The 20761-nt window shown below is 42.4% G+C and carries 13 protein-coding genes; 6 read left to right on the top strand and 7 right to left on the bottom strand.

All coding sequences use genetic code 11. The features are described 5' to 3' along the window. Positions 1-100: 100 nt before the first annotated feature. From MKX35_RS16580 to MKX35_RS16570, 3 genes are all read right to left on the bottom strand, one after another. Positions 101-4195 carry an S-layer homology domain-containing protein gene (locus MKX35_RS16580; protein ID WP_341044365.1) on the bottom strand — a complete coding sequence of 1365 codons (4095 nt, stop codon included), beginning with the start codon at positions 4193-4195 and terminating at the stop codon, positions 101-103. A gap of 157 nt (positions 4196-4352) precedes the next feature. After that, positions 4353-5444 carry a response regulator gene (locus MKX35_RS16575; RefSeq protein WP_076298797.1) on the bottom strand — a complete coding sequence of 364 codons (1092 nt, stop codon included), beginning with the start codon at positions 5442-5444 and terminating at the stop codon, positions 4353-4355. A 3-nt stretch (positions 5445-5447) separates the two neighbouring features. Next, positions 5448-8558: a hybrid sensor histidine kinase/response regulator gene (locus MKX35_RS16570; protein ID WP_076298796.1), complete on the bottom strand. Its 3111-nt coding sequence runs from the start codon at positions 8556-8558 to the stop codon at positions 5448-5450. Between the two features lie 242 nt (positions 8559-8800). Here MKX35_RS16570 and MKX35_RS16565 point away from each other — a divergent pair, with 242 nt between their 5' ends. From MKX35_RS16565 to MKX35_RS16545, 5 genes are all read left to right on the top strand, one after another. Then, positions 8801-9577, top strand: a complete 777-nt coding sequence (locus tag MKX35_RS16565) for a helix-turn-helix domain-containing protein (protein ID WP_076298795.1) — start codon at positions 8801-8803, stop codon at positions 9575-9577. Next, the gene (locus tag MKX35_RS16560) at positions 9574-10254 is read left to right on the top strand and encodes a GNAT family N-acetyltransferase (protein WP_081382786.1); all 681 of its coding nucleotides are present in this window, start codon (positions 9574-9576) and stop codon (positions 10252-10254) included. The genes MKX35_RS16565 and MKX35_RS16560 overlap by 4 nt, the downstream gene beginning before the upstream one ends. Further along, entirely contained in the window at positions 10238-11245 is a 1008-nt protein-coding gene (locus MKX35_RS16555; protein WP_076298794.1) for an alpha/beta hydrolase family protein, read from the top strand. Before MKX35_RS16560 ends, MKX35_RS16555 begins: the two co-directional genes overlap by 17 nt. 129 nt (positions 11246-11374) lie before the next feature. Continuing rightward, positions 11375-12202, top strand: coding sequence for a MerR family transcriptional regulator (locus tag MKX35_RS16550; protein WP_076298866.1), 828 nt, complete (start codon positions 11375-11377; stop codon positions 12200-12202). Positions 12203-12247: 45 nt separating this feature from the next. After that, positions 12248-13276, top strand: coding sequence for a serine hydrolase domain-containing protein (locus MKX35_RS16545; protein ID WP_076283436.1), 1029 nt, complete (start codon positions 12248-12250; stop codon positions 13274-13276). An 84-nt stretch (positions 13277-13360) separates the two neighbouring features. On the opposite strand, the gene MKX35_RS16540 is transcribed toward MKX35_RS16545, so the two are convergent. Together MKX35_RS16540 and MKX35_RS16535 are read right to left on the bottom strand one after the other, a co-directional pair. Further along, complete coding sequence (locus MKX35_RS16540; RefSeq protein WP_042189026.1) at positions 13361-13750, bottom strand: hypothetical protein; 390 nt, start codon at positions 13748-13750, stop codon at positions 13361-13363. Between the two features lie 139 nt (positions 13751-13889). Further along, positions 13890-15635, bottom strand: coding sequence for a glycoside hydrolase family 35 protein (locus MKX35_RS16535; RefSeq protein WP_076298793.1), 1746 nt, complete (start codon positions 15633-15635; stop codon positions 13890-13892). Between the two features lie 153 nt (positions 15636-15788). Here MKX35_RS16535 and MKX35_RS16530 point away from each other — a divergent pair, with 153 nt between their 5' ends. Then, positions 15789-17243: a sulfatase family protein gene (locus tag MKX35_RS16530; protein ID WP_076298792.1), complete on the top strand. Its 1455-nt coding sequence runs from the start codon at positions 15789-15791 to the stop codon at positions 17241-17243. Between the two features lie 81 nt (positions 17244-17324). Here MKX35_RS16530 and MKX35_RS16525 read toward each other — a convergent pair whose 3' ends face one another. Both MKX35_RS16525 and MKX35_RS16520 read right to left on the bottom strand, forming a co-directional pair. Continuing rightward, positions 17325-18824, bottom strand: coding sequence for an arylsulfatase (locus MKX35_RS16525; RefSeq protein ID WP_076298791.1), 1500 nt, complete (start codon positions 18822-18824; stop codon positions 17325-17327). Between the two features lie 15 nt (positions 18825-18839). Then, entirely contained in the window at positions 18840-20735 is a 1896-nt protein-coding gene (locus tag MKX35_RS16520) for a family 20 glycosylhydrolase (protein ID WP_076298790.1), read from the bottom strand. Positions 20736-20761 lie beyond the last annotated feature (26 nt).

Genomic DNA, 20761 nt, shown 5'->3' with positions numbered 1-20761 from the left:
TATCAACATTAGAATTTAATAAAGCCAAAAGAAAAGAGTATTCATTCGAAGGTTATCGAATGAATACTCTTTCTTTTCAATGTATATTGTGAGCCAATTTTTAAATTAAATCAGACTTTTGAAGAAGCCGCTTAACGATCGCTGCAACCTCAGCTCTGGTCATATCATCCTTGGGAGCAAGTACATTGCTGCTTCGTCCCATGATTACGCCTGCCTGCAAGCAGTCAGCAATTGCGCTAATCGCCCAGTCAGATGCTTTGCCGGCATCGGTATATGGGTTCAAGAATCCTTCAGCGGATTGATTAGGAAGGTTAGCCTTTAGCGCTGTAATTTTCATCGCTTTGGCGATAATCAACATCGCTTGTTCACGGGTAATTTGGTCATCAGGGCGGAACATGCCATCTTCAAAACCATTGATTAATTGATATGCATATGCAGTATTGATCGCACTGTTATACCAATCCGTAGTTTTAACATCCGAAAATGGTGTTGCTGTTTGACTCAATCCTAGTCCGAGACCGCGAACGACAATCGCCGCAAACTCTGCGCGGGTAATCGCTTGATCAGGTGTAAATTGACCATTGCCAGTCCCTTCGATAACTAAACGGGAACCCATATCATTCACTGCATCTTTTGCCCAGTGATTAGCAACATCACTGAATTCAAGTGGATGCCAGATTACAGAGTAAGTGCCGCCACTAAGGCTGTTGATTGTAGCAAAATATTTGCCTTCAATGACTATCACTTTAGTAGGTACATGATGCACTGAGCCATCAGCATCAATATACACTCCGGTTGTAATCTTCTTCGGGTCCATCCCCTCCGGAATAGCAATCGTACGTTTCACATACGTATTGAATTGAGAAAGTTCAATACTCTTATCTCCGTACATGCCTCTAGCAGTAAAGTTTACTGGTGCGCCGACTAATGAAAATGATCCGTTTTGTGCAGCAGCTCCTAATGCCTTAACTTGATCGGCAGTTGGTGCGCTGATTTCAATCTGTATTTTAATATCTTGTAAAGCTACAGACTTACCAATCTGCGCGGATAAGGCCTCAATATCAATCTGCCCAGCAGGCAGTGTAAATGTCGCATTTCCCGTTCTGATTTCAAGTACAGCTTGATTTCCCTGCATATTTTTAACCATTTGTCCGTTTAGTTCGCCAACGATAATATCAGATTTACTAGTGGCAGTGATAGAAACCACAGCACCTTTACCTTCAGCGGCGAGTTTGTCTTCCAGCTTCTTCTGGTCTAAAGCAATGGTGGTTAGCGTTTGATCATTCCGTTTACCATTCGTTGCAGTTCCCACGGTTTCCGCTTTACCATTGATTAAAATGGAAGCATCATTTGCCACAGGTGCCGGCGTTGCTGATGGAGTTGGTTGAGAAGGAACATCAACACTGGATGGTGCGCTCGGGATGACTGTATTAGATTCAGCAGATGATTCGCTAAAGCCAGCCTTATTGATAGCCTGTACCGTGAAGGTGTAGCTTGTACCATTCGTAAGACCACTGATTGTAAGCGGACTTCCATTACCCGTAACCGTCAGCCCTCCCGGATGAGCCGTTACAATATATCCTGTGATTTCACTTCCACCATCGTTCACCGGCGGTGTAAAGGTGATGATCGCTTGACCATTTTCTGCAGTTGCAGTTACGGATGTTGGAATACCCGGTGCTGTAATTGGCTTAGCAGGAGCCTTCACAGTAACGGTTGTTGAAGCTTTATAACTTCCTTCTTTCGTTGTAACTGTAATGATGGCTGTTCCCTCACCAACTGGAGTTACTTCTCCATTCACAACCTTGGCTACAGTCTCATCGCTGGAGCTCCAGATCAGGTCTGGATCTGTTGCATTTGCAGGCTCTATTGTCGCTTTTAGTATTCCCACAGTTTCACCAGCTGTTAAAACGAGCGTCTCCTGATCTAGCCTCACCCCAGTTACATTCACAACTGGTGGAATTGGTTCACTTACATGTACTGTTGTTGAAGCAGTAAAACTTCCATCTTTAGTCGTAACCGTAATGGTGGCTGTTCCAACACCAACCGGGGTTACTACTCCGTAAACAACCTTAGCTACTGTTTCATCACTGGAGCTCCAGATTACCCCCTTATTGGTTGCATCGGCAGGTGCGACTGTCGCTTGTAGCGTTTTATCACCTTCTCCAACTGTTAAATCAAGTGTTGGCTGGTCTAAGGTTACTCCGGTTACTATAACAATTGGTGGCTTAGGTGCTGCCACATTCACAGTTGTTGAAGCCTTAAAACTTCCATCCTTAGTCGTTACAGTAATAATTGCTATACCCTCACCAACTGGTGTAACCACTCCATCCACGACTGTTGCAACAGTTTCATCGCTGGAGCTCCAGATCACATCTGTATCTGTCGCATTTGCAGGTTCTATTGTCGCCTTTAGTAAGGCATCTGCTTCACCAGCAGTTAAGTCGAGCGTCTCCTGATCAAGCTTCACTCCGGTTACGTTCACAATTGGAGCACTCACAGTTACGGTGGATGTCGCAGTATAACTTCCGTCTGTTGTTGTTGCTGTTATCGTTGCCGTTCCAACGCCAACTGGGGTGACCACTCCATTCACAACTGTCGCCACAGTTGCATCACTGGAGCTCCAGATCACGGTTTTGTTCGTGGCATTAGCAGGTTCTATTACAGCATTTAGTGTATCTCCTGCTTCTCCCTCTGTTAAACTAAGTGATGTTTTATTCAAAGTCACTCCAGTTACGAGGACATCTCCCACATCGTTTACCTGCACATTGAAGGTGTATAAACTACTTATAGTGCCATCATTTACAGTAACAGTAATCACACTGTTTCCGTAGGCATTCTTCGCTGGTGTTATTTCTAACGTCCGCACATCCCCACTTCCACTTACTTTCAGTCCATTATTCGGAATTAGGGAAGTATTAGAAGATGTAGCTGATACATTTAGGTCATCCCCATCCACATCAATGACCTTAAAGGAGCGTGATACAGATTTATTTTTTTCCGTTGTAGTACTTCCCATGAAGCCTGTGTCCTGCTTCCAGCTAGCACCAGTGATTGAACCGTTCTTAAGTGGGGTGATTGTATTGACAGCAACATTACCATCTTTACTATTTGCTAATTTATAGTTTAAAGCCAGATTAGGCTCTGATCCATTCAAATCGACGTTCATTTCGCGAACAATTTCGCTCTGGGTTTTAGCTTTACTCCAAAACCTTACGTCTCTCATCCCACCGCTGTAATCTCCGTCCTGTCTCCAGGTGCTTTTACCAAGCCAGTTGTTCGGACGTGCCATATTTCCAACTGTACTTAAATCCATAGCCCCTTCTGCCTTAAGAACACCATCCCAATAAATACGCCCCTTCTTCTGACTGTGATCGTAAACAATCGAGACATGTACCCACTTGGATATCGGGAAATCGTCTGTGACATTAATATCTCCTTTATTGGTGTAAGCGATGAAATGCATTTTTTTGCCGTTAAAACCCACAAAAATATTGTGGTTCTGCTCTGCGATCGAAGATTCGAAGAATCTCATCCAGGTATTAAAACCATTGACTTTTAAATTACCTTCAATTGTAAAAGAATTCTTGTATAACAGTTGATCTGGGAACGTCACATAATCCCCATTGCCGTCAAAACTAAGATAGTCCCCACCATTCAGTTCTGTCAGATAAGGTGCATCGTTCACTGGATTTACAGTAATTGTAGCAGTACCTAGATCTGGGTTGAATGCTGCAGAAACAGTGGTATTCGCATTTTTTTGATAATTTTGATAGCCGACTGCTGTTGTGTCCCATAGCTTAAAGTCAATGGAAGCTGTTCCGTTCCAGTCTTTAGCGGGGACAAAACGAATTTTCTCCGATTTCAGCAGCAGAAAAGCTTTAGTGTCAGACACTGGCTCGATATTATACCAAATATTTGCTTGCGTGTTGTAATATTGCCAAGCCCCATTGGTATTATCAAATGACACCACAGCAATTCCTGTTGAAGCTGGGTCAGTTACCTTACCCGACAAAAGACTAGACACAACAACGCCTGCGTTGGAAGTATCGTCTTCATTGATGGACGGTATCACAGTTGGGCTATTCACGATCCAACCAAAGTCCGATTTTGCACTCACTATTTGAGTGTGGATCGGCCCCACACCTTGCACCACAACTCCAGTGGCTAACGAAATACTAATGCCTATTTTCATAAATGATGGCTTCAAACTCTTTTTCCCCCTCTAGCTTAAATCATGTCATCATTTCGACAATAATCGAGAGTATTATACAAAATTATGATAAACGAAAAATAAACAAAAAAAGAACCTTCGAATTCTAATCGATTCGTCGGTTCGCTTTTTCTTTATACTAGTTCATCATCTTCTTAATCAGAGCTTTGAGCTTAGGATCAGGTGAAGTTCCAAGCTCCTGTTGAAGGGTCTCTTCCAATTGCCCATATCGCCGATAAGCTTCATTCATACGCCCTAGTTCAATATACAAATGAATGATTTCCTGATGGATATCTTCTCTCAAGGGATCCAATTTCAAGATTCTCTCAAAGTAGTGCAGCGATTGTTGACGCTCGTTCTGCTCCATATGAAATCTAGCAGCTAGTTCCAGCAGTCCAATAAAATCCTGTTCAAGTCGGTGTGTCTTCCCACTAGCCCAATCGTATGCTTTACCTTTGAGAAAGGACCCCGTATACAATGTTTCTACTTGATTGAACCATTCAGAATCTTTTTTCGAGACCTGCCTAATTTGCTTCAGCTGTCGCTTAAACTCATACAAATCACAATAAATACTGCGTTCCTCTATACTAATTTCGGTTCTGCTGGCTTTAATAAAGCTAGTACCGATTGCTTTTCGAATATAGTATAGGGTTGAGTTCAGATTCTTCAACGCTTTATCAGGCTCCAGCCCGCTCCATAAGGTATCGATAATTTCATCTCGGCTAACCGTCCCTTTACTAATCAAAAAGGCAAACAATTCTTCGGTTTTTGGGCTCCTTAGCTTGATGGGCTCTCTGTCTTGCGTACGGCGGTATATCTTTAGTCCATTAAATAAGAGAACTTCTATGACGGGCTGAACCGTCACACCTCTATTCATTTTTTTGATCTTATCCAAAGTTTTAGTTAAACGCTGTGCAGTTACAGGCTTCAGCAAATAATCCACAGCACTCAGTTCGAAGGCTTGCAGTGCGTATTCGTCATACCCTGTAACAAAAACCACATTAATCGATTCATCTAGTTCATGCAAAAGGGTGGAAAGCTTCATTCCATTTGTGTCAGGCATAGAAATGTCCAAAAAAGCTACATCAATCGAATTCCCCTTCACAAATTCATAGGCTTCCGTCGGATCCAGAAAAGTATCGTATACTTCAATCTCTCCACTCTGAGATAATATCCTTTTTAAGCGCTTTACTGATAATTCTTCATCATCCACGATAATGGCCCGCAGCATACTTCAACCTCCTATCCGCTTCATGTGTTGTTTGGGGATATCAAAAGAAACCCGTGTGCCTTTTCCTTCAACACTTTGAATACGAATGTTCTTTCCATAGAGAAGTTTGATGCGTTGACTAATATTCCAAAGCCCTACGCCTCTTTTATCTACATCTGATTTCATGATTTCCTCCAGCTTGTGCTCACTCATTCCGCGTCCATTATCTTCTACAACAAAGCTGACTACAGAAGGATCCGACTCTTTCACAGATATAGTTACCTTTCCTCCCCGTAAATTGGACATCAGTCCATGTCTTATAGCATTTTCTACTAATGGTTGTAGGATAAGTGGGGGAATCCGGCTATCCGTATTTGCGGTTATATCATATTCCACTTGTAATCTAGCACCAAAGCGCACTTTTTCAATATTAATATATGCTTTAACTAGCTCTAGCTCACCCTCCAAGGTAGTTAACGAATCCAACTGTTTGAAGTCAAAGCTGCTTCTCAAATACTGTGACAGCTCCAGCGTTAATTCTTCCGCCTGCTCAGGTTCTTCCACACATAATGCAGCAATTGAATTCAGGGCATTGTACAAGAAATGCGGTTTGATCTGAGAACGTAAAAAGGCAATTTCGGCATCTTTAGCTTTCTTCACAGAAGCTCTCAATCGGGTCAGGCTTTTCACACGCGCCATTAATTCTTCCGCTTCAAACGGCTTCCCCACATAATCATTTGCCCCATTATCCATGGACATTTTCATATCGCTAACTCTATTCTTCGCCGTTAGCATTAACACAGGCAGCTCAAAGGGTGTGAATCTCTCTCTAATCCTTTGCAGAACCTCATAGCCAGAAATATCCGGCATTGTAATGTCCAGTACAACGAGAAAGAAGTCTGAATTCTTCGATAACTCATCAAGTGCCAGCTGCCCGCGGTTCACAACAACAATGGAATATCCCTCAAGCTTGAACAAGTTGATCATAGATTGCAGGTTGGCAAAATCATCGTCCACGACCAAAATCGGCTCATTGATTTTACCTTTGATATATATAGGATACTCCTGGCGCGGAAAGAAAACTTCTCTATAAGGAAGAGTCTTATCCACGATTGGACCCGAGACTTGATTAGATGTTCGATCCCATCGTGAAAGAGTAAATATAAAGACCGAACCTTTACCTGCAACAGAGTCCACTCTAATGTTCCCGCCATGTAACTCAACCAGCTTCTTGGTAATGCTTAGTCCGAGACCTGTCCCACCATGACTGTGAATTTCAGCTTCGTCCACTTGCTCAAAGGCCATAAAAATACGTTTCTGCATATCCGGTGCAATTCCGATTCCCGAGTCTGCCACACGAACCTCAACCCATTCATGAGTAAATCTGGCACTAATATTTATTTCACCCTGCTCCGTGAATTTAATCGCATTATCTACCAAGTTGTGCAAAATCTGAATCAAACGGTTGCCATCTGCATGTACAGGTGGAAACTCTGGAGCAACATTGTTTACGAGAAAGATCGACTTTTCTCCGAGCAGAAACGAATGTATACCGATAACAGAATCAACAACAGCTTTCAGATCTAGGGTGCTTTTATATAAGGTGATATCTCCATGCTTCATTTTGGAATAATCGAGCAATTCGTTTACCATATAAGTTAATCTTCTTCCACTTCCCATTACGATCGCTAGATTCTGCGCTTGCCTTTCGGTAACTGGACCTTCAACCCCATTAAGTAGTGTAGCAGTAATGTTGACTATGGCATTCAGTGGTGTCTTCAGCTCATGAGAGGTATTGGAGAGAAATTCGTCCTTAATTTTGTCCAGACCGATCAGCTGGTTTTTCATTTCATCTATCGTATGATAAGCCTCGAAAAAACGGAGAACAATCAGAACGATCATAATGATATTAAAGGCTACAATGTAAAACTGTCCTAGCCAAAGGTTTTCTTTCATCGAAAGAGCAAACAGAATGATGTCTATCGAGTACAGATTGATAGCAAGAATCGCCAAGAACAGCAGCAACGATTTGATCCGATTTACTTCTGGACTTCTGATATACAAGATAGCCACTCTAAACAACATCCAAATTAACATCAATTCATATACAATGATCACATAGGTAGAGAAAAGCGTGTAAGTACGAATAGGCAGGATTGCTACCAATATTATAAAGCTGCCTAGTATAATCGTTACGACTTGCGTAAGTTTTAAAGAGATTATGCTTTTGTGCATTTGGTAGAAAAATATAGCCAGAACAATAAAACACGATATGGAGCTAATATCCTTCACTTTGTATAACACAATGAACGAAAGGTTTGGGAAAAACAGTAACAGCGAACGTTCTCCAATCAAGCCATGATAGATCGCAAGCAGTAAACAAATAATAGCAAATACAAGTAAGGAGTAATCCTTCTTACGGTATAAAGCAGCCGCTACAAAGCAGATGACAAAAATAAGTGATAATGTTCCCAATATTGCAACTGTACTAAATTCACGAGCCGTACTCTTCTGCTGGTTCTCCAGCATAGCGGCTTCCTCGCCAAAAGTAAGAGATACCGGAATACCTGCATTTACATATTCATAGTTAGAAACTTGAATGATAATCTCTACATCACCTTTTTCAGACGAAAAAAGCCCAATCTGCGGAATATTCCCCGACTGGTAATCGGCAGTACTCATAGTGGGGTTTCCATCCTTAATGAGTAAATGCCCATTCACATAAATCGCACTCGAAAAGCGGATATTCGTTTTTTTCAAAGCGAATACACCGTTTACAGGTAAGTTTTTCAGCACCATCCGATAAGTAGCAGAACCGAATGCAGGTAAAGGTTGTCCATCAACCACTTTGCCATTCCATCGTGAGGGGACCTCCATTAATGCCGTAGGAGCAGGTTTGTCTGTGCTCGATTCTATAAAATGCTCAGGCATTAGCAGCTGGTTCCAATAAAATTCCCACTCACCATCTAACTTGATGATCTTTTGTTGCCCATAATCCCAAGTTGAAAGATCCATGCTCCCCTTCTGAACTTGCAGATAATTCTCATGTTGATCATTATCTATAAAAATGGATAGTGGGATTGTTGCTAATGAGATGAAAGCAATTAAATAAATAAGTAACGTCCTTTTGAGCATCGTAGGCCCCTTTTCTATGGTGATGTTAAGCTGCGCAAACGCTTGGGGCATCGTGCAACACTTGGATTATATAGGATAGATAACGATAGATAATTCTATAAAATTTTCTGTTTTCCTTCATGTTTCGACAAAATAAATGGTGATTAGCGATTACACGAAACTGAGATCCACACTTGACCTTAGGTCAGACCTAAGGTTTATAGTTAAATCAACAAATACCAATATAGTTAGGAGCACCTCCATTGAATCATTACATTACGATTGGTGAACTTTCAAAACTTATGAATGTATCCGTACATCAAATCCGATATTTTGAAGAGAAAGAGATTTTATTTCCAGCCTATACCGATAGCAATCAATACCGGATGTACGGAATTAATGAGATTTATCAGTTGGCCCAGATCCTATTACTCCGCAAATTGAACGTGCCTGTCAGTACGATTAACAAAAGCATGAATAACTTCACCAAAAATGACTACCATCAACTTTTGGAGCAGTCTCTAAGTAAAATAAACTCTGAAATAAACCAGCTAATGTTGTTGCAGCAGTTTTTACAAAAGGTACTTAAGGAATACGAGCACTCCGACATTCTAGAAGACAAATATCACATTAAACAATTGGATACTCGTCATTTAAAAAAATGGATGGAAATAGAGCAAGATGAGTCACTCACCGCTCGAAGTCTGTATGAAAAAAAGCCGCAACCGACTCATTTATTTGAAACAGATCTGCATTATTTATACGATACTGAACAAGTAACCTTATGTTTTGAAAGCACTCACTTACCGGACATCATCCTAGAAAAAGGCAGCTACTTATATAAAGCATTTTTCGTGACGGATGATCATGATATTGAACTTGAGATTGCTCAACTGGAACACTATATAACACAACATCACTATACAATTCAGGGACCATTGATCCTTTTGGAAAAATCATATCTATCCCTATTCAACAATGACAAGCTTCATTATGAAATCCAAATTAATATCAAGCATGACTCTGACGGTGTAGCATGATAAGTCCGAACAAGATAACAATCGCTCACTACCAAGAACAAGATCATAGAGCAGTGTGCAGTCTTTTAGTGGATGCGTTCCACGGTAAGTTCCACTCCCTCATCTCACTAGCGGATGATGATATTGCTGAACTACTTTTTGGGCTCTGGGAGCATGATCAACCGTCCGCATCATCACAACAAATCGTAGCTAAAGAAAATGGAGAGGTTGTCGGTACACTCAGCATTAAGTGGAAGGACAACCAAGCCTCAGACAGAAGTAAATTTATATCATCTCACCATAGTTCCTTTTCACAATTATTTAAGCAATTTGGATATCTAAATGTATGTAAGTTAATGGTTGGGTTACATTTTTTGAATTATCAGCCTCGCGCAAAAGAATGTTATGTCGATCATTTGGCCGTTCGATCTAGCCACCGTAATAAAGGAATCGGTAAGCAGTTGCTTAGTTGGGCAATAGATTTTGTAAACAGTCACTCCGAAGTGGACAAATTAACGCTACATGTTGCTAAAAATAATAAACGAGCTATTCATATGTACCAACAGATGGACTTTGCTATCGATCAATCAAACTATAGCGGGATTAGACACCTTCTTTTTAAAGAGGCTAATTGGCATTACATGACGAGGCGTTTACCACTACATCCTAGGAGCTCAATAAATGAAAAAAAATATTAAATTAACCGCATGCTTGATCATTGGCTTAATGGCAGCTTCAGTCTTATTCGTATTAAATCAGCATTCCTATGCAATGAATGAGCAAAAGATAGAAATCGAAACCCCTCAGGGTAAACTAACAGGAACTTTAATTCTACCCCAGCACTATTCTGGAAACGTAGGGCTAATAGTTTTTGTTCATGGTGATGGTCCCATAAATGACACATACGATGACGGATATAAACCTTTATGGGAGAAATTCGCATCTGCCGGATATGCGTCTTTGTCTCTTAACAAGCCTGGTATTGGTGGTTCCTCTGGTAACTGGTTGGAGCAAAGCATGGAAGATCGTGCTCAGGAAACGATATCTGCGATTAACTGGGCGAAGAACTTACCAATGATTGATAAGAAGTCTATTGGTTTGTGGGGAGCAAGTCAGGCCGGTTGGGTGATTCCCAAGATTGTAAAAGAAGTTCCTGATCTCGCGTTCAGTATTCTTGTATCGCCTGCGGTGAACTGGATTTCTCAAGGTAAATACAATACAAGATTAGAAATGAAACAAGAAGGCTTCTCGGAAAATGAGATCCAAGCGAAAGAATATTATAATGCTCAAGTATTACAATTACTTAACGAACGAGCATCTTACGAGGATTACTTGCGTATTGCACAATCCGAGGACTTGATTTCTAAGGAACGCTGGGGATTTATTGCCAAAAACTATCAGTCTGATGCCACAGAAGACCTTAGTTACTTCAATGCTCCTGTCCATTTAGTACTCGGCGGTCAAGATATCAATGTAGATATTGAGGAAACCGAACGTATTTATCGTGAAAAAATACCTGCCAGCTTGCTCTCAGTCTCTTATTTTCCCAAAGCTGACCACTCTATGCTGTCAAAGAAGAATGCCGCATCCCCCTTAAGGACTTATTTAACCGCTGTTTTCTTTCCACGACAATTGGTGGAAGATCAATATTTAAATGATCTAAACCGATTTGTGAAGACACAACATTAAACCTATTTCCAGATAAGAAGTCTGGCTATTGACTTTACCCTTAGGGGAAGGTGCATAGTGGAATTGAACAAACCACCGAAATTCAAAGTTTATATATCATTAAATATCGAAGAAATGGAGATGAGATTGTTGCTGTCCATAGGAGAATTCTCGAAGATATGCGAAGTGTCAACCAAAACGCTGCGGTATTATGATGAAATTGGATTAATTCATCCCGATGAGATTAATCCCGAGAACGGTTATAGGTATTATTCCATCAAACAACTAACAAAAATACTCTTTATCAATCGTTTGAAATCTTATCATTTCTCACTAGAAGAAATCAAAGATATTCTGGAATGGGAGCAGGATCATTTTGAAGAGAAGCTTAGTACAGCCCTAAATCTCAAAAAAAGAAAACTACAAGAGAAACTACGAACTTACGAATATACATTAAAGCAACTTAATAGTGATGTTCTAAATTTAGAGAAAGGAATATCGATGATGTCCTACCTAAATAAGATAGAAGTGCAACTTGTTGAAACCAAACCAATGAATATCCTATATACACGTCAAATGTTGAGCAGTGATGATTATACGTTTGGATATGGTAAGTATTTTAGCAAACTGTATGAAACTATTGCCACTGAAAAGCTGACCTTGCTGGGCACGCCAATAACAATTTATCACAGTGAGGAATATAATCCTGCCGGGAATGATACAGAGTTTGCCCTACCTATTGAGGAGATCGTAAATGGAACGAGAGAATTACGTGAAGGGCTGTGTGCGAAGTCTGTTTATAAGGGCCCTTATTCAGAATTAACATCGGTTTATGCGAAGCTCACAGAATGGATTGAAAATGAAGGTTATGAAATGGTGAACTCACCCTATGAAAAATATATAACAGACCCCACGCAAACTACTCATCCTGAGGATCTTGTTACTGAGGTGTATTTTCCAGTTAAGAAAAGATCGTAGCCACACTCATATTCACACAAAAATTTAATTAAAGGAGTTATCGATATGCACAGAAACTACTGGCCTACAAAAGACTGGCAAACTTCAGATCCGGCTACCTTAGGAATGGATGCTGAACAACTTTCAGAACTAGAAGCTAAGATTAAAACCGACTATAGTAATATAAACGGAATTGTAGTGGTGAGAAATGGATATATTGCCTATGAACAATACTTCAATGACTATGGCCCGGATGATCTGCATCATGTGGCTTCTGTAACGAAAAGCATCTTATCCGCCCTCATTGGTATTGCCATTGAAGCCGGATTTATCAAGCATGTTGATCAGGAGGTGCTGGATTTTTTCCCCGACTATGTTCCCGACGATGCTGCTGCCAATCTACAAAAACGAGAAATCACTATACGCCATTTGCTCACCATGACAGCTCCCTATGCTTTTGAAGACTGGCACGAGCCACTGGAGCAACTCTGTAAATCGTCCGACTGGGTCAAATACACACTTGATATCCTTGGCCACCAAGGGAATGTCGGTGATTTTAAATATTCCAGCGCAGGGGCGCACTTACTGTCAGCTGTCATCACTCGTTCCACAGGAAAAAGTGCCCGTGAGTTTGCTAACGAGCGATTATTCAGCCCTATCGGCATGACGGAAATCCCGGATTATGAGATGAAATCATTTGGGTTTGATGATTTATTTGGGGTAAATGTGAAGGGATGGGTGGAAGACCCCAATCGTATCACCACAGGAGGATGGGGACTTACGTTGTCTCCACGTGATATGGCGCGTTTTGGTTTATTATATTTGAACCGTGGAAAATGGGAGAATAATCAGATTATTTCGGAGACATGGATTGAAGAATCAACAGCGATGAACCCTAATCATTACGGTTATTTGTGGTGGCTACGCGAAGAAGATGGGACTTACACTTACTCAGCGTTAGGGGATGGTGGTAATGTCATTTGCTGCATTCCAGAAAAAAAACTTGTCGTAGCTATCGCCTCAGAATTCACACTTCAGCCTCGTGACCGGTGGCCTCTGATTAAGGATTGTATTATTCCGTCTGTAGTAGAGTAAAGAAGATAGAAAACATGCTGGTTGCCACTACTTCATTAACAACTAGGAGTGCAACCAGCTGTCTACAATCTAAATCATTTTGCTTCAAGGAAAAATAATATCGCCTTCGTTGCTGCTCACATCAAAAAATCCTACTTTGTGTTTTATAGCCAACTCCCGCATCGCCGTATAAGCTTCCTCAGCTACAGAATAAGCGAAAGCTGCATAGATGACGGATGAGCCAAGCGAGTAGTCAGTCAACCGGTTATCCGTTCCTGCTTCCTCCATCGCCTCAAAAATCTCATCCTCTACATTCATATTAGGAAATTGCTCGGACAACTCACTATAAAAACGTTGCAGCGCCTCCGATAAAACTGATGGATCATTATAGGCATGGTCTTCCGACCACTGCACTTGCTGCTCATACCACTTCATAAACGCTGCTCTCTCTTGCGGTGCTTTAGACGTCTCGAACGCCATCAAATCATAACTCATTAGCAATCCTCCTCTAAACCACCCTAATCGTGCATTTTCAGTTCCTATAAATTGTTGGGCTGTTTTGATTATATATTAAAAATCATCAGACCCATACTATAGAATTATGATACTTACTCACCCATTAAATATTTAAATATCATGTGAGCTCAGGTGTATCTACAAAAGTAACCACTGGCTCCATTACGCCATGTAATTCAAACAAGATTAGTTCGTTCCCGCCTTGACGCAAAAGCGGTGCCGGTATGTAAAGCGTTTTTGTCGGACCCTCCTCCCAGTAACGACCTAGATTAAAGCCGTTTATAAAAACTTGACCTTTACTCCATCCGTCCAGCCGCAAAAAAGTATCCTCAGGCTTACTGACTTGAAAGCTCCCCCGGTAGAAAGTGGGCCGCTGACGTTCTTCGCAATTTATCGGTGTGAATGATAATCCTTTAAGATCTGTTAATGGCAAGGAACGAATGGTCCAATCATGCAAAAATTGATAGCCGAGTCTAACGCCACAGGTTATGCCCTTCGGATCACGAAGCAGAGGGCCATAATTTACGCGTCCCATGTTCTCCACAAGAATGTCGATTTGCAGTCCCTCAATCGGGATCTCTAATGAAATTCCTCGCGGATCCCAGCGTTCAACTGTACCGACAAAGGCCCCATTCGCGAATACAAGCGCACGATCGCGAACTTCTTGAAGAACGAGCTCCGTACTGCTGCGGGGTCCACTGATCTTCGTTGAATACAAGATAAATCCATAATCTTGACCCAGTTTCTCCATTGGCTCGGGACATGCTCTACGTTCTGGACGAGACAAAACGTCTAACTGAGTGAACAGTGGTGCTGCTTCTGTCATCAACACTTTACCATAAGCTTGTGACTTTATTAACGGCGGTAATTCCAGTGGCGGCAACGTTACGTATTTCTCAATAATTTTTCGAGCTTCATAAAATTTTGCAGTTGGCTTACCCGATTCGTCCAGCAGTGTATCATAATCGTAGCTGGTTACGATGGGCTCATATTTGTCAAAAAGATTTGCCCCATTCATAAATCCAAAATTCGTCCCCCCATGAAACATGTAGAAGTTAACAGAGGCTCCTAGAGCCAGCATTTCATCCAAAGTCTCCGCTACTTCGGATTCGGGGCGGGTATTATGCGGTTTCATCCAGTGGTCAAACCATCCATTCCAGAATTCCATGCACATCAACGGTCCCGTAGGCTGATATTCACGTAATTTAGCAAAGGCTTCCTTTGCCCGTGAACCGAAATTTACGGTGGCGAACACTCCGTCGATCATACCGCCTTGAAGCATATGATCTTCAGCTCCATCTGAAGTAAACAGCAGAACGTCCATGCCGCGGGCGATCATTCCTGCTTTTAGATCATGCAGGTAAGTCTTATCACTCCCAAAGCTTCCATATTCGTTCTCTACCTGAAGGGCAAGCACAGGCCCACCGTTAGTGCTTAACAAAGGCCGCAGACGTGGAAGCAACTCATCGAAATAGGCATCCAACTTAGATAAATAGACGTTATCATTACAACGCAGCTGGATGTTATCGTCCGCAAGTAACCAAGCTGGCAATCCACCGAATTCCCATTCCGCACAAATATAAGGACTTGGCCGCAAAATCACGTGCAAACCAAGCTCTCCAGCAAGTCTAACGAAAGCCTCGATGTCAGCAAATCCATCAAAATTGAAGTTCCCCTCCTCTGGTTCGTGTAAATTCCAAGGAATATAGGTTTCAACAGTATTTAATCCGCAAGCCTGCAGCTTCAGCAAACGATCCTGCCAATATTCCGGAACGATCCGGAAGTAATGAAGCGCACCAGAAAGCAACCGGATGGGTTGTTCGTCTAATATAAAATGATCCCCTGATATGGATAACTTCCGCATATAATTTCTCCTCCAACATTGAGATAGACTATTCAATTATAGGTAATAAAAATATCAACCCATATGGACAATTCTAATGAAATATATGGAGAATTCATTGGTTGCTAGAGGCTTTTGTGATGCTATAAACTATATTCATAGGAGGTTTTACGGATGTCAAAAAGAACTCATATTTGGTTAATTACCACAGATCAAATGCGTGCGGATGCACTAGGTATCGAGAACGCTTCCGTACTGACACCTGAGCTTGACAAGCTTGCTTCAGAAGGCACGCTCTTCACTGGAGCTTACTGCGCTAGTCCCGTTTGCACGCCCTCACGTTCCTCCATTTTTACTGGAAGGTACCCTCATGTCCATGGTGCTTGGAACATCGGTACCACACTAAAAGAAGACGAACTTACCTTGTGCGATCATTTAAAGACAGCGAATTATAAAACCATCGGTATAGGAAAGATGCACTTCCGTCCACAAATGAAGGGGGACTTTTCACAAGAATATGAAGATCCTGATTATCGTGACCGCGGAAGAGCTTCCGATGGAACGTACTACGGATTTGATGAGCATCATATTACTGAAGACAATTGTATCGGGGAATATATGGAGTGGCTTAGGGAACGCAACCCGGAAGTAGCAGAACGATTCAGTAAAGACCGTTTCAGAGCCTCCGATGCTCAACACGATGTGTGGGAGAGCGAAATTCCTCCGGAGCTGCATCAGACTTACTGGATTGCTGAACGGAGTATCGATGCTATCCTCGCCCACAAAACCGAGCAACCGTTATTCTTATGGTCCAGTTTCGTTGATCCGCATCATCCCTTTGACCCTCCAAAAGTTTATACGGATATGTACGCGGACATTGACATTCCATCACCAACCAGAGAAGCTGACGACGTTCATCTTCGTCCTCCACATCTGCTGCGTCAGAGTCAGGGAGGATATTGGCCTGGTGGCGGTGAGGAGCATTCTCTTGATGAAGCGCATATGAAACGGCTCACTCGAAATTATTATGCGATGATTACCTTCATTGATGAGCAGATCGGACGTATTATAAAAGCTTGGCGTCAAAAAGAAATGTACGATGATGTTGTCATCCTCTTTACCAGCGATCATGGAGAACTGCTCGGTGACCATGGACTAATTTACAAGGGACCGTGGTTTTATGAAGGGTTAACACGGATCCCGATGATCGTACGTGGTCCTGGGATTGCTTCCGGGCAACGGGTCTCTGCTTTGATGGAACATGTTGATATTGTCCCCACACTGCTTGAATCCGCAGGTCTCAAATTCCCCTACGGAATTCAAGGCGTGTCACAGATGGAAGTGCTAGCTGGCAGGGAGCCCCATGTACGTAATTCTGCCCTTACCGCTTATATTGCTCATGATCGAGGCATAAACGCTAAGTGTTTGCGAACTACACGTTATAAGCTAGTTATCTTTGCAGGAGAGACCTACGGTGAATTATATGATCTGAAAGAGGATCCTCATGAAAACTACAATCGTTTTGAAGATCCCGATTATAGTGAAATTCGCCGTTCGATGGTAGAATTGCTCGTCCATCGAATGATTCAAGATCAGGACCCATTGCCTCAGCGCCGGAGTAGCTGGTAAATCAAAACACATGCTAAACTCCTTAATCTTTCCGTAACAGACGAAGGACAACCTGAATGTTCAGGTTGTCCTTCGTTAAGATCATTTCCCCAATTCGGATGCCTTTAGAATATGAGAAATTGGACGTCCGGCAATCAATTCGCCGTTGTTTACAAACCCTTCCTCTCGTCCCTCCAGCTCGTGAATAAGACGCTCTCTCCATTCACGTATACGCTCTAAATTATCGGTACATCCGATTGCATTAACCTTCTCTAAGGGATCGGTCACTAGGTTAAAGTACTGCTCTTCGCCTGTCTGAGAATACCATATGAATTTCTCTCTTCCATCCGTTAAAAAGTGGTGAGACTTTTCTCCATAGGCTTGCTCCCCATGAATATAAGACCGCCACACTATCTGTTCTCCCTTACACAGCGGCAACACACTTTGCCCTTCTACTGTAACTGGTATTTGGACGCCAGCAGCTTCAAGAAACGTCGGCATAATATCGCGAAGCTCTATAATGGAATCAAGCCGGGAGCCTGCAAGAAGTCCAAGCGTTTCTCCCGGATCAAACACTATGAAAGGAATCTTAGCACTTCCTTCATAAGGAAGAGATTTGCGAAAGTAACGATGATCCCCCATCATTTCACCATGATCAGAAGTAAATAGAATCAAAGTTTCATTTAAAACTCCATATTCCTGCAGCCCATTGATCAACCTCCCAATTTGGTCGTCAAGATGCGTTATTAGTGCATAATATGCGGCACGGGCACGATCCAATCTGCGCTTTGGCAAATGAGTGAACGAAGATGTTGGATCCTTAGCACTGTTTAAAGCTGCATTCTCGTCCACCCAATCTCCGACTGGAGGATCAGGAATTTCCAAATCCATGTACATATCTAGATAACATTGCGGCGGATCCAAGGGGGAATGTGGGCGAACGAAGGAGGACCATAGGAAAAATGGTTTTCCAGGGTCTCTTCTTCGTAAGAAGTCTAGCGATTCGGTTACGCACCAATTCGTTGGATGCATCGATTCCGGCAAATGCCAGGGGCGGGCAACCGTTGAGGCATTGCAATCAAGTCCTAAGTCAGTGATATCCGAATTGGCATTGGTTTGTCTTCGCAGCCACTGTAAATAATCATCTACTTGATCATAGTGTTCATCATATATGGCTTGGCTCTTGTCCCGATTGTAGTGAAGATATCCATCATGAAGCACTACATTATGAAATCCACATAGATTACGTGCAGGATACACATGCATCTTGCCAACACACTGCGTATGATAACCAGATTGAGCAAGCTCTCCGGCAATCGTATGGGCGTAATTCCATTCAACCTTATCCTGATACCCCACCCGCCCATGTGATCGTTGGCCCATTCCTGTCATGATAGCAGCCCTTGCGGGAATACAACTCGGGGTAGCTGAGTAAGCGTGTTCAAATAATATCCCTCTTGATGCAAGAGAATCCAGGTTGGGTGTCTCAACGACGGGATGTCCCATGATGCTCAGGCAATCAAAACGCATCTGATCCACTGTGATAAGCATAAGGTTGGGCCGCTTTGAGCCATTTTGATGGTCCAGATTAGTGTCAATCATAACCTCACTCCCTTCTTATACTCCTGCGATGACGGACGGTGTTGCGATCGTGTGCCACAAATTCGCACTTATCGCCCTTGGGCCGTCATCGTCAACGAGACCGTCGAACGTAAGTAGCTCCTCTTCTAATTCAGCTATCTGTTCCACTTTCCCTTCGACATAACTATTGATTCGATGAATAGCCGTCCTAATCCTCTGAAGCATACCTCCCATACGAAGATCAAAAACATCAAGACCAAACACCTTATTTTCCAGCTCCCATTGCACCCGATAGTCATCCATAAATCGAACGGCTAAATCTGATAGTTCTGGCAAAGTCACCTTGGCAAGATGAGCCAATTCCTCAACATTCCCTCGATGATAAGCATCACGTATGGAAATCCCAATTTCGCTCTTTATCGCAAGCAAGCGACACAAGCTGGCTTGTACAGAGAATAAGGATTGCCAAGGCGAATTCCGAGTAATCGCCTGTTCGAGCATTTTCGCACTTTGCTGATAATGCTTCGAATACACGCTAGGAATAACATGTCGATCGAACAAACCACACAAAATGTCTTGATAAAGCAAGTATTTAGCCGGATTGATGGAACACCCCCCCGGAACCGAATTACCTGGAACCAGGTTAGCCGCATCGAGTGCCATAAAGTCATCATAATGGCCTTGCACGCAGCTACTGAATCTTTCTTTGACATGATTCTCCACGAAACATCCCGTGTAGCACAGCTCCGCCCAAAGTTGAAGGGTAGGAAGAACCGAGAAGACGGAAGCTTCAGCACCATTATCTCCCCATGCGGTAATCAGCACTTCTTGAATTCCATGCTTAACACAGCTATCATGAGCCAGCAGACTGACTTTGCAGCTGAATTCATTGTTTGGAGCGAAGCCCATCCATTTCCAAGCACCACCTGCAAATCCAATATGATCATTCAGCTGCTTATGTTTGCGTAACATTCCGTCGTATTTCTCCTGCGTTTCCGAATAGTAATCCCAATAGATCAAGGTAACATCTTCAGGAATCAGCTTAACAATATCGGGGCTGATTGGACTTTCAGCATCGTAATATTCTCCGGAACTGACCAGACGGAAAAACATGTCGCTCCACATCATCGTACGGAAACCATATTTCCTGGCGATTTCCATAACAGTACTAAAGTGTTTTAACATCAAGGAGGATCGATCTTGATACCCATGCTTGTCTAGATATTTACCAAGTCCCATCATATGCGCTTCGTCCATCCCAATATTTATGCGACGACTGCTTACATGGGTCGCCATGAAAGCGAACATTCGATCAATTAACTCGTAAGTTCTCGGATCATCAATGAGGAGAATGTCTTGGAAATCCACTAGCGGTGCATGTGCTTGCCATTTCAATGCTTGGCCCAGATGAGCCAGCGTCTGGATACAAGGAACTAATTCTATACCAAATAACGCGGCATACTGGTCCATCTCCCGAATTTGCTCCCCTGTATATCGACCTCTTAAATAACCGAAATAAGGATACCCCTCAAGTTCGTAGGTGTCTTCCGTATACAGTTGAACCGTTGAATATCCCATAAGCGCTAAGCGCCGAATCAATTCCTTATATCCTTCATGGTTAAGAACAGCATTTCTTGAGCAGTCTACCATGAAACCTAGCTGTTCATAAACCGACATTTCATTAATTCCAACTCTCTCACCACGACGTAAATTCTCTAGCAATCGGCTGAGTGCCCGGATCAACTGATGTTCCTGTTCATACTCAATAGTGGCCTGAATCTCATCGTAAGATATTCGAATGCCCTTCCCTTGTTTCTTACAATTTACTGGAATCCCTGACCGTTCTATTCGGATACTCAATATTCCCGCTACTTCTGAAACAGCTGCTAACTGTTTCTCGGTTAACCCTGTCAAGTGAATGCTATGTATCATAGACTTTCCCCTCCTAATCTTATTAT

This window comes from Paenibacillus sp. FSL R5-0923, assembly GCF_038009145.1.
Taxonomy (GTDB): domain Bacteria; phylum Bacillota; class Bacilli; order Paenibacillales; family Paenibacillaceae; genus Paenibacillus_AQ.
The sequence above is the reverse complement of the archived record's forward strand: the minus strand, read 5'-3'. Positions and strand labels throughout refer to the sequence as shown.

Bases quoted from the DNA above. Each gene is read 5' to 3' on its own strand.
- MKX35_RS16570 (WP_076298796.1), bottom strand. From the start codon at position 8,558: ATGCTCAAAAGGACGTTACTTATTTATTTAATTGCTTTCATCTCATTA.
- MKX35_RS16525 (WP_076298791.1), bottom strand. From the start codon at position 18,824: ATGATTGACACTAATCTGGACCATCAAAATGGCTCAAAGCGGCCCAAC.
- MKX35_RS16555 (WP_076298794.1), top strand. From the start codon at position 10,238: ATGAAAAAAAATATTAAATTAACCGCATGCTTGATCATTGGCTTAATG.
- MKX35_RS16560 (WP_081382786.1), top strand. From the start codon at position 9,574: ATGATAAGTCCGAACAAGATAACAATCGCTCACTACCAAGAACAAGAT.
- MKX35_RS16535 (WP_076298793.1), bottom strand. From the start codon at position 15,635: ATGCGGAAGTTATCCATATCAGGGGATCATTTTATATTAGACGAACAA.
- MKX35_RS16580 (WP_341044365.1), bottom strand. From the start codon at position 4,195: ATGAAAATAGGCATTAGTATTTCGTTAGCCACTGGAGTTGTGGTGCAA.
- MKX35_RS16530 (WP_076298792.1), top strand. From the start codon at position 15,789: ATGTCAAAAAGAACTCATATTTGGTTAATTACCACAGATCAAATGCGT.
- MKX35_RS16520 (WP_076298790.1), bottom strand. From the start codon at position 20,735: ATGATACATAGCATTCACTTGACAGGGTTAACCGAGAAACAGTTAGCA.
- MKX35_RS16545 (WP_076283436.1), top strand. From the start codon at position 12,248: ATGCACAGAAACTACTGGCCTACAAAAGACTGGCAAACTTCAGATCCG.
- MKX35_RS16540 (WP_042189026.1), bottom strand. From the start codon at position 13,750: ATGAGTTATGATTTGATGGCGTTCGAGACGTCTAAAGCACCGCAAGAG.
- MKX35_RS16575 (WP_076298797.1), bottom strand. From the start codon at position 5,444: ATGCTGCGGGCCATTATCGTGGATGATGAAGAATTATCAGTAAAGCGC.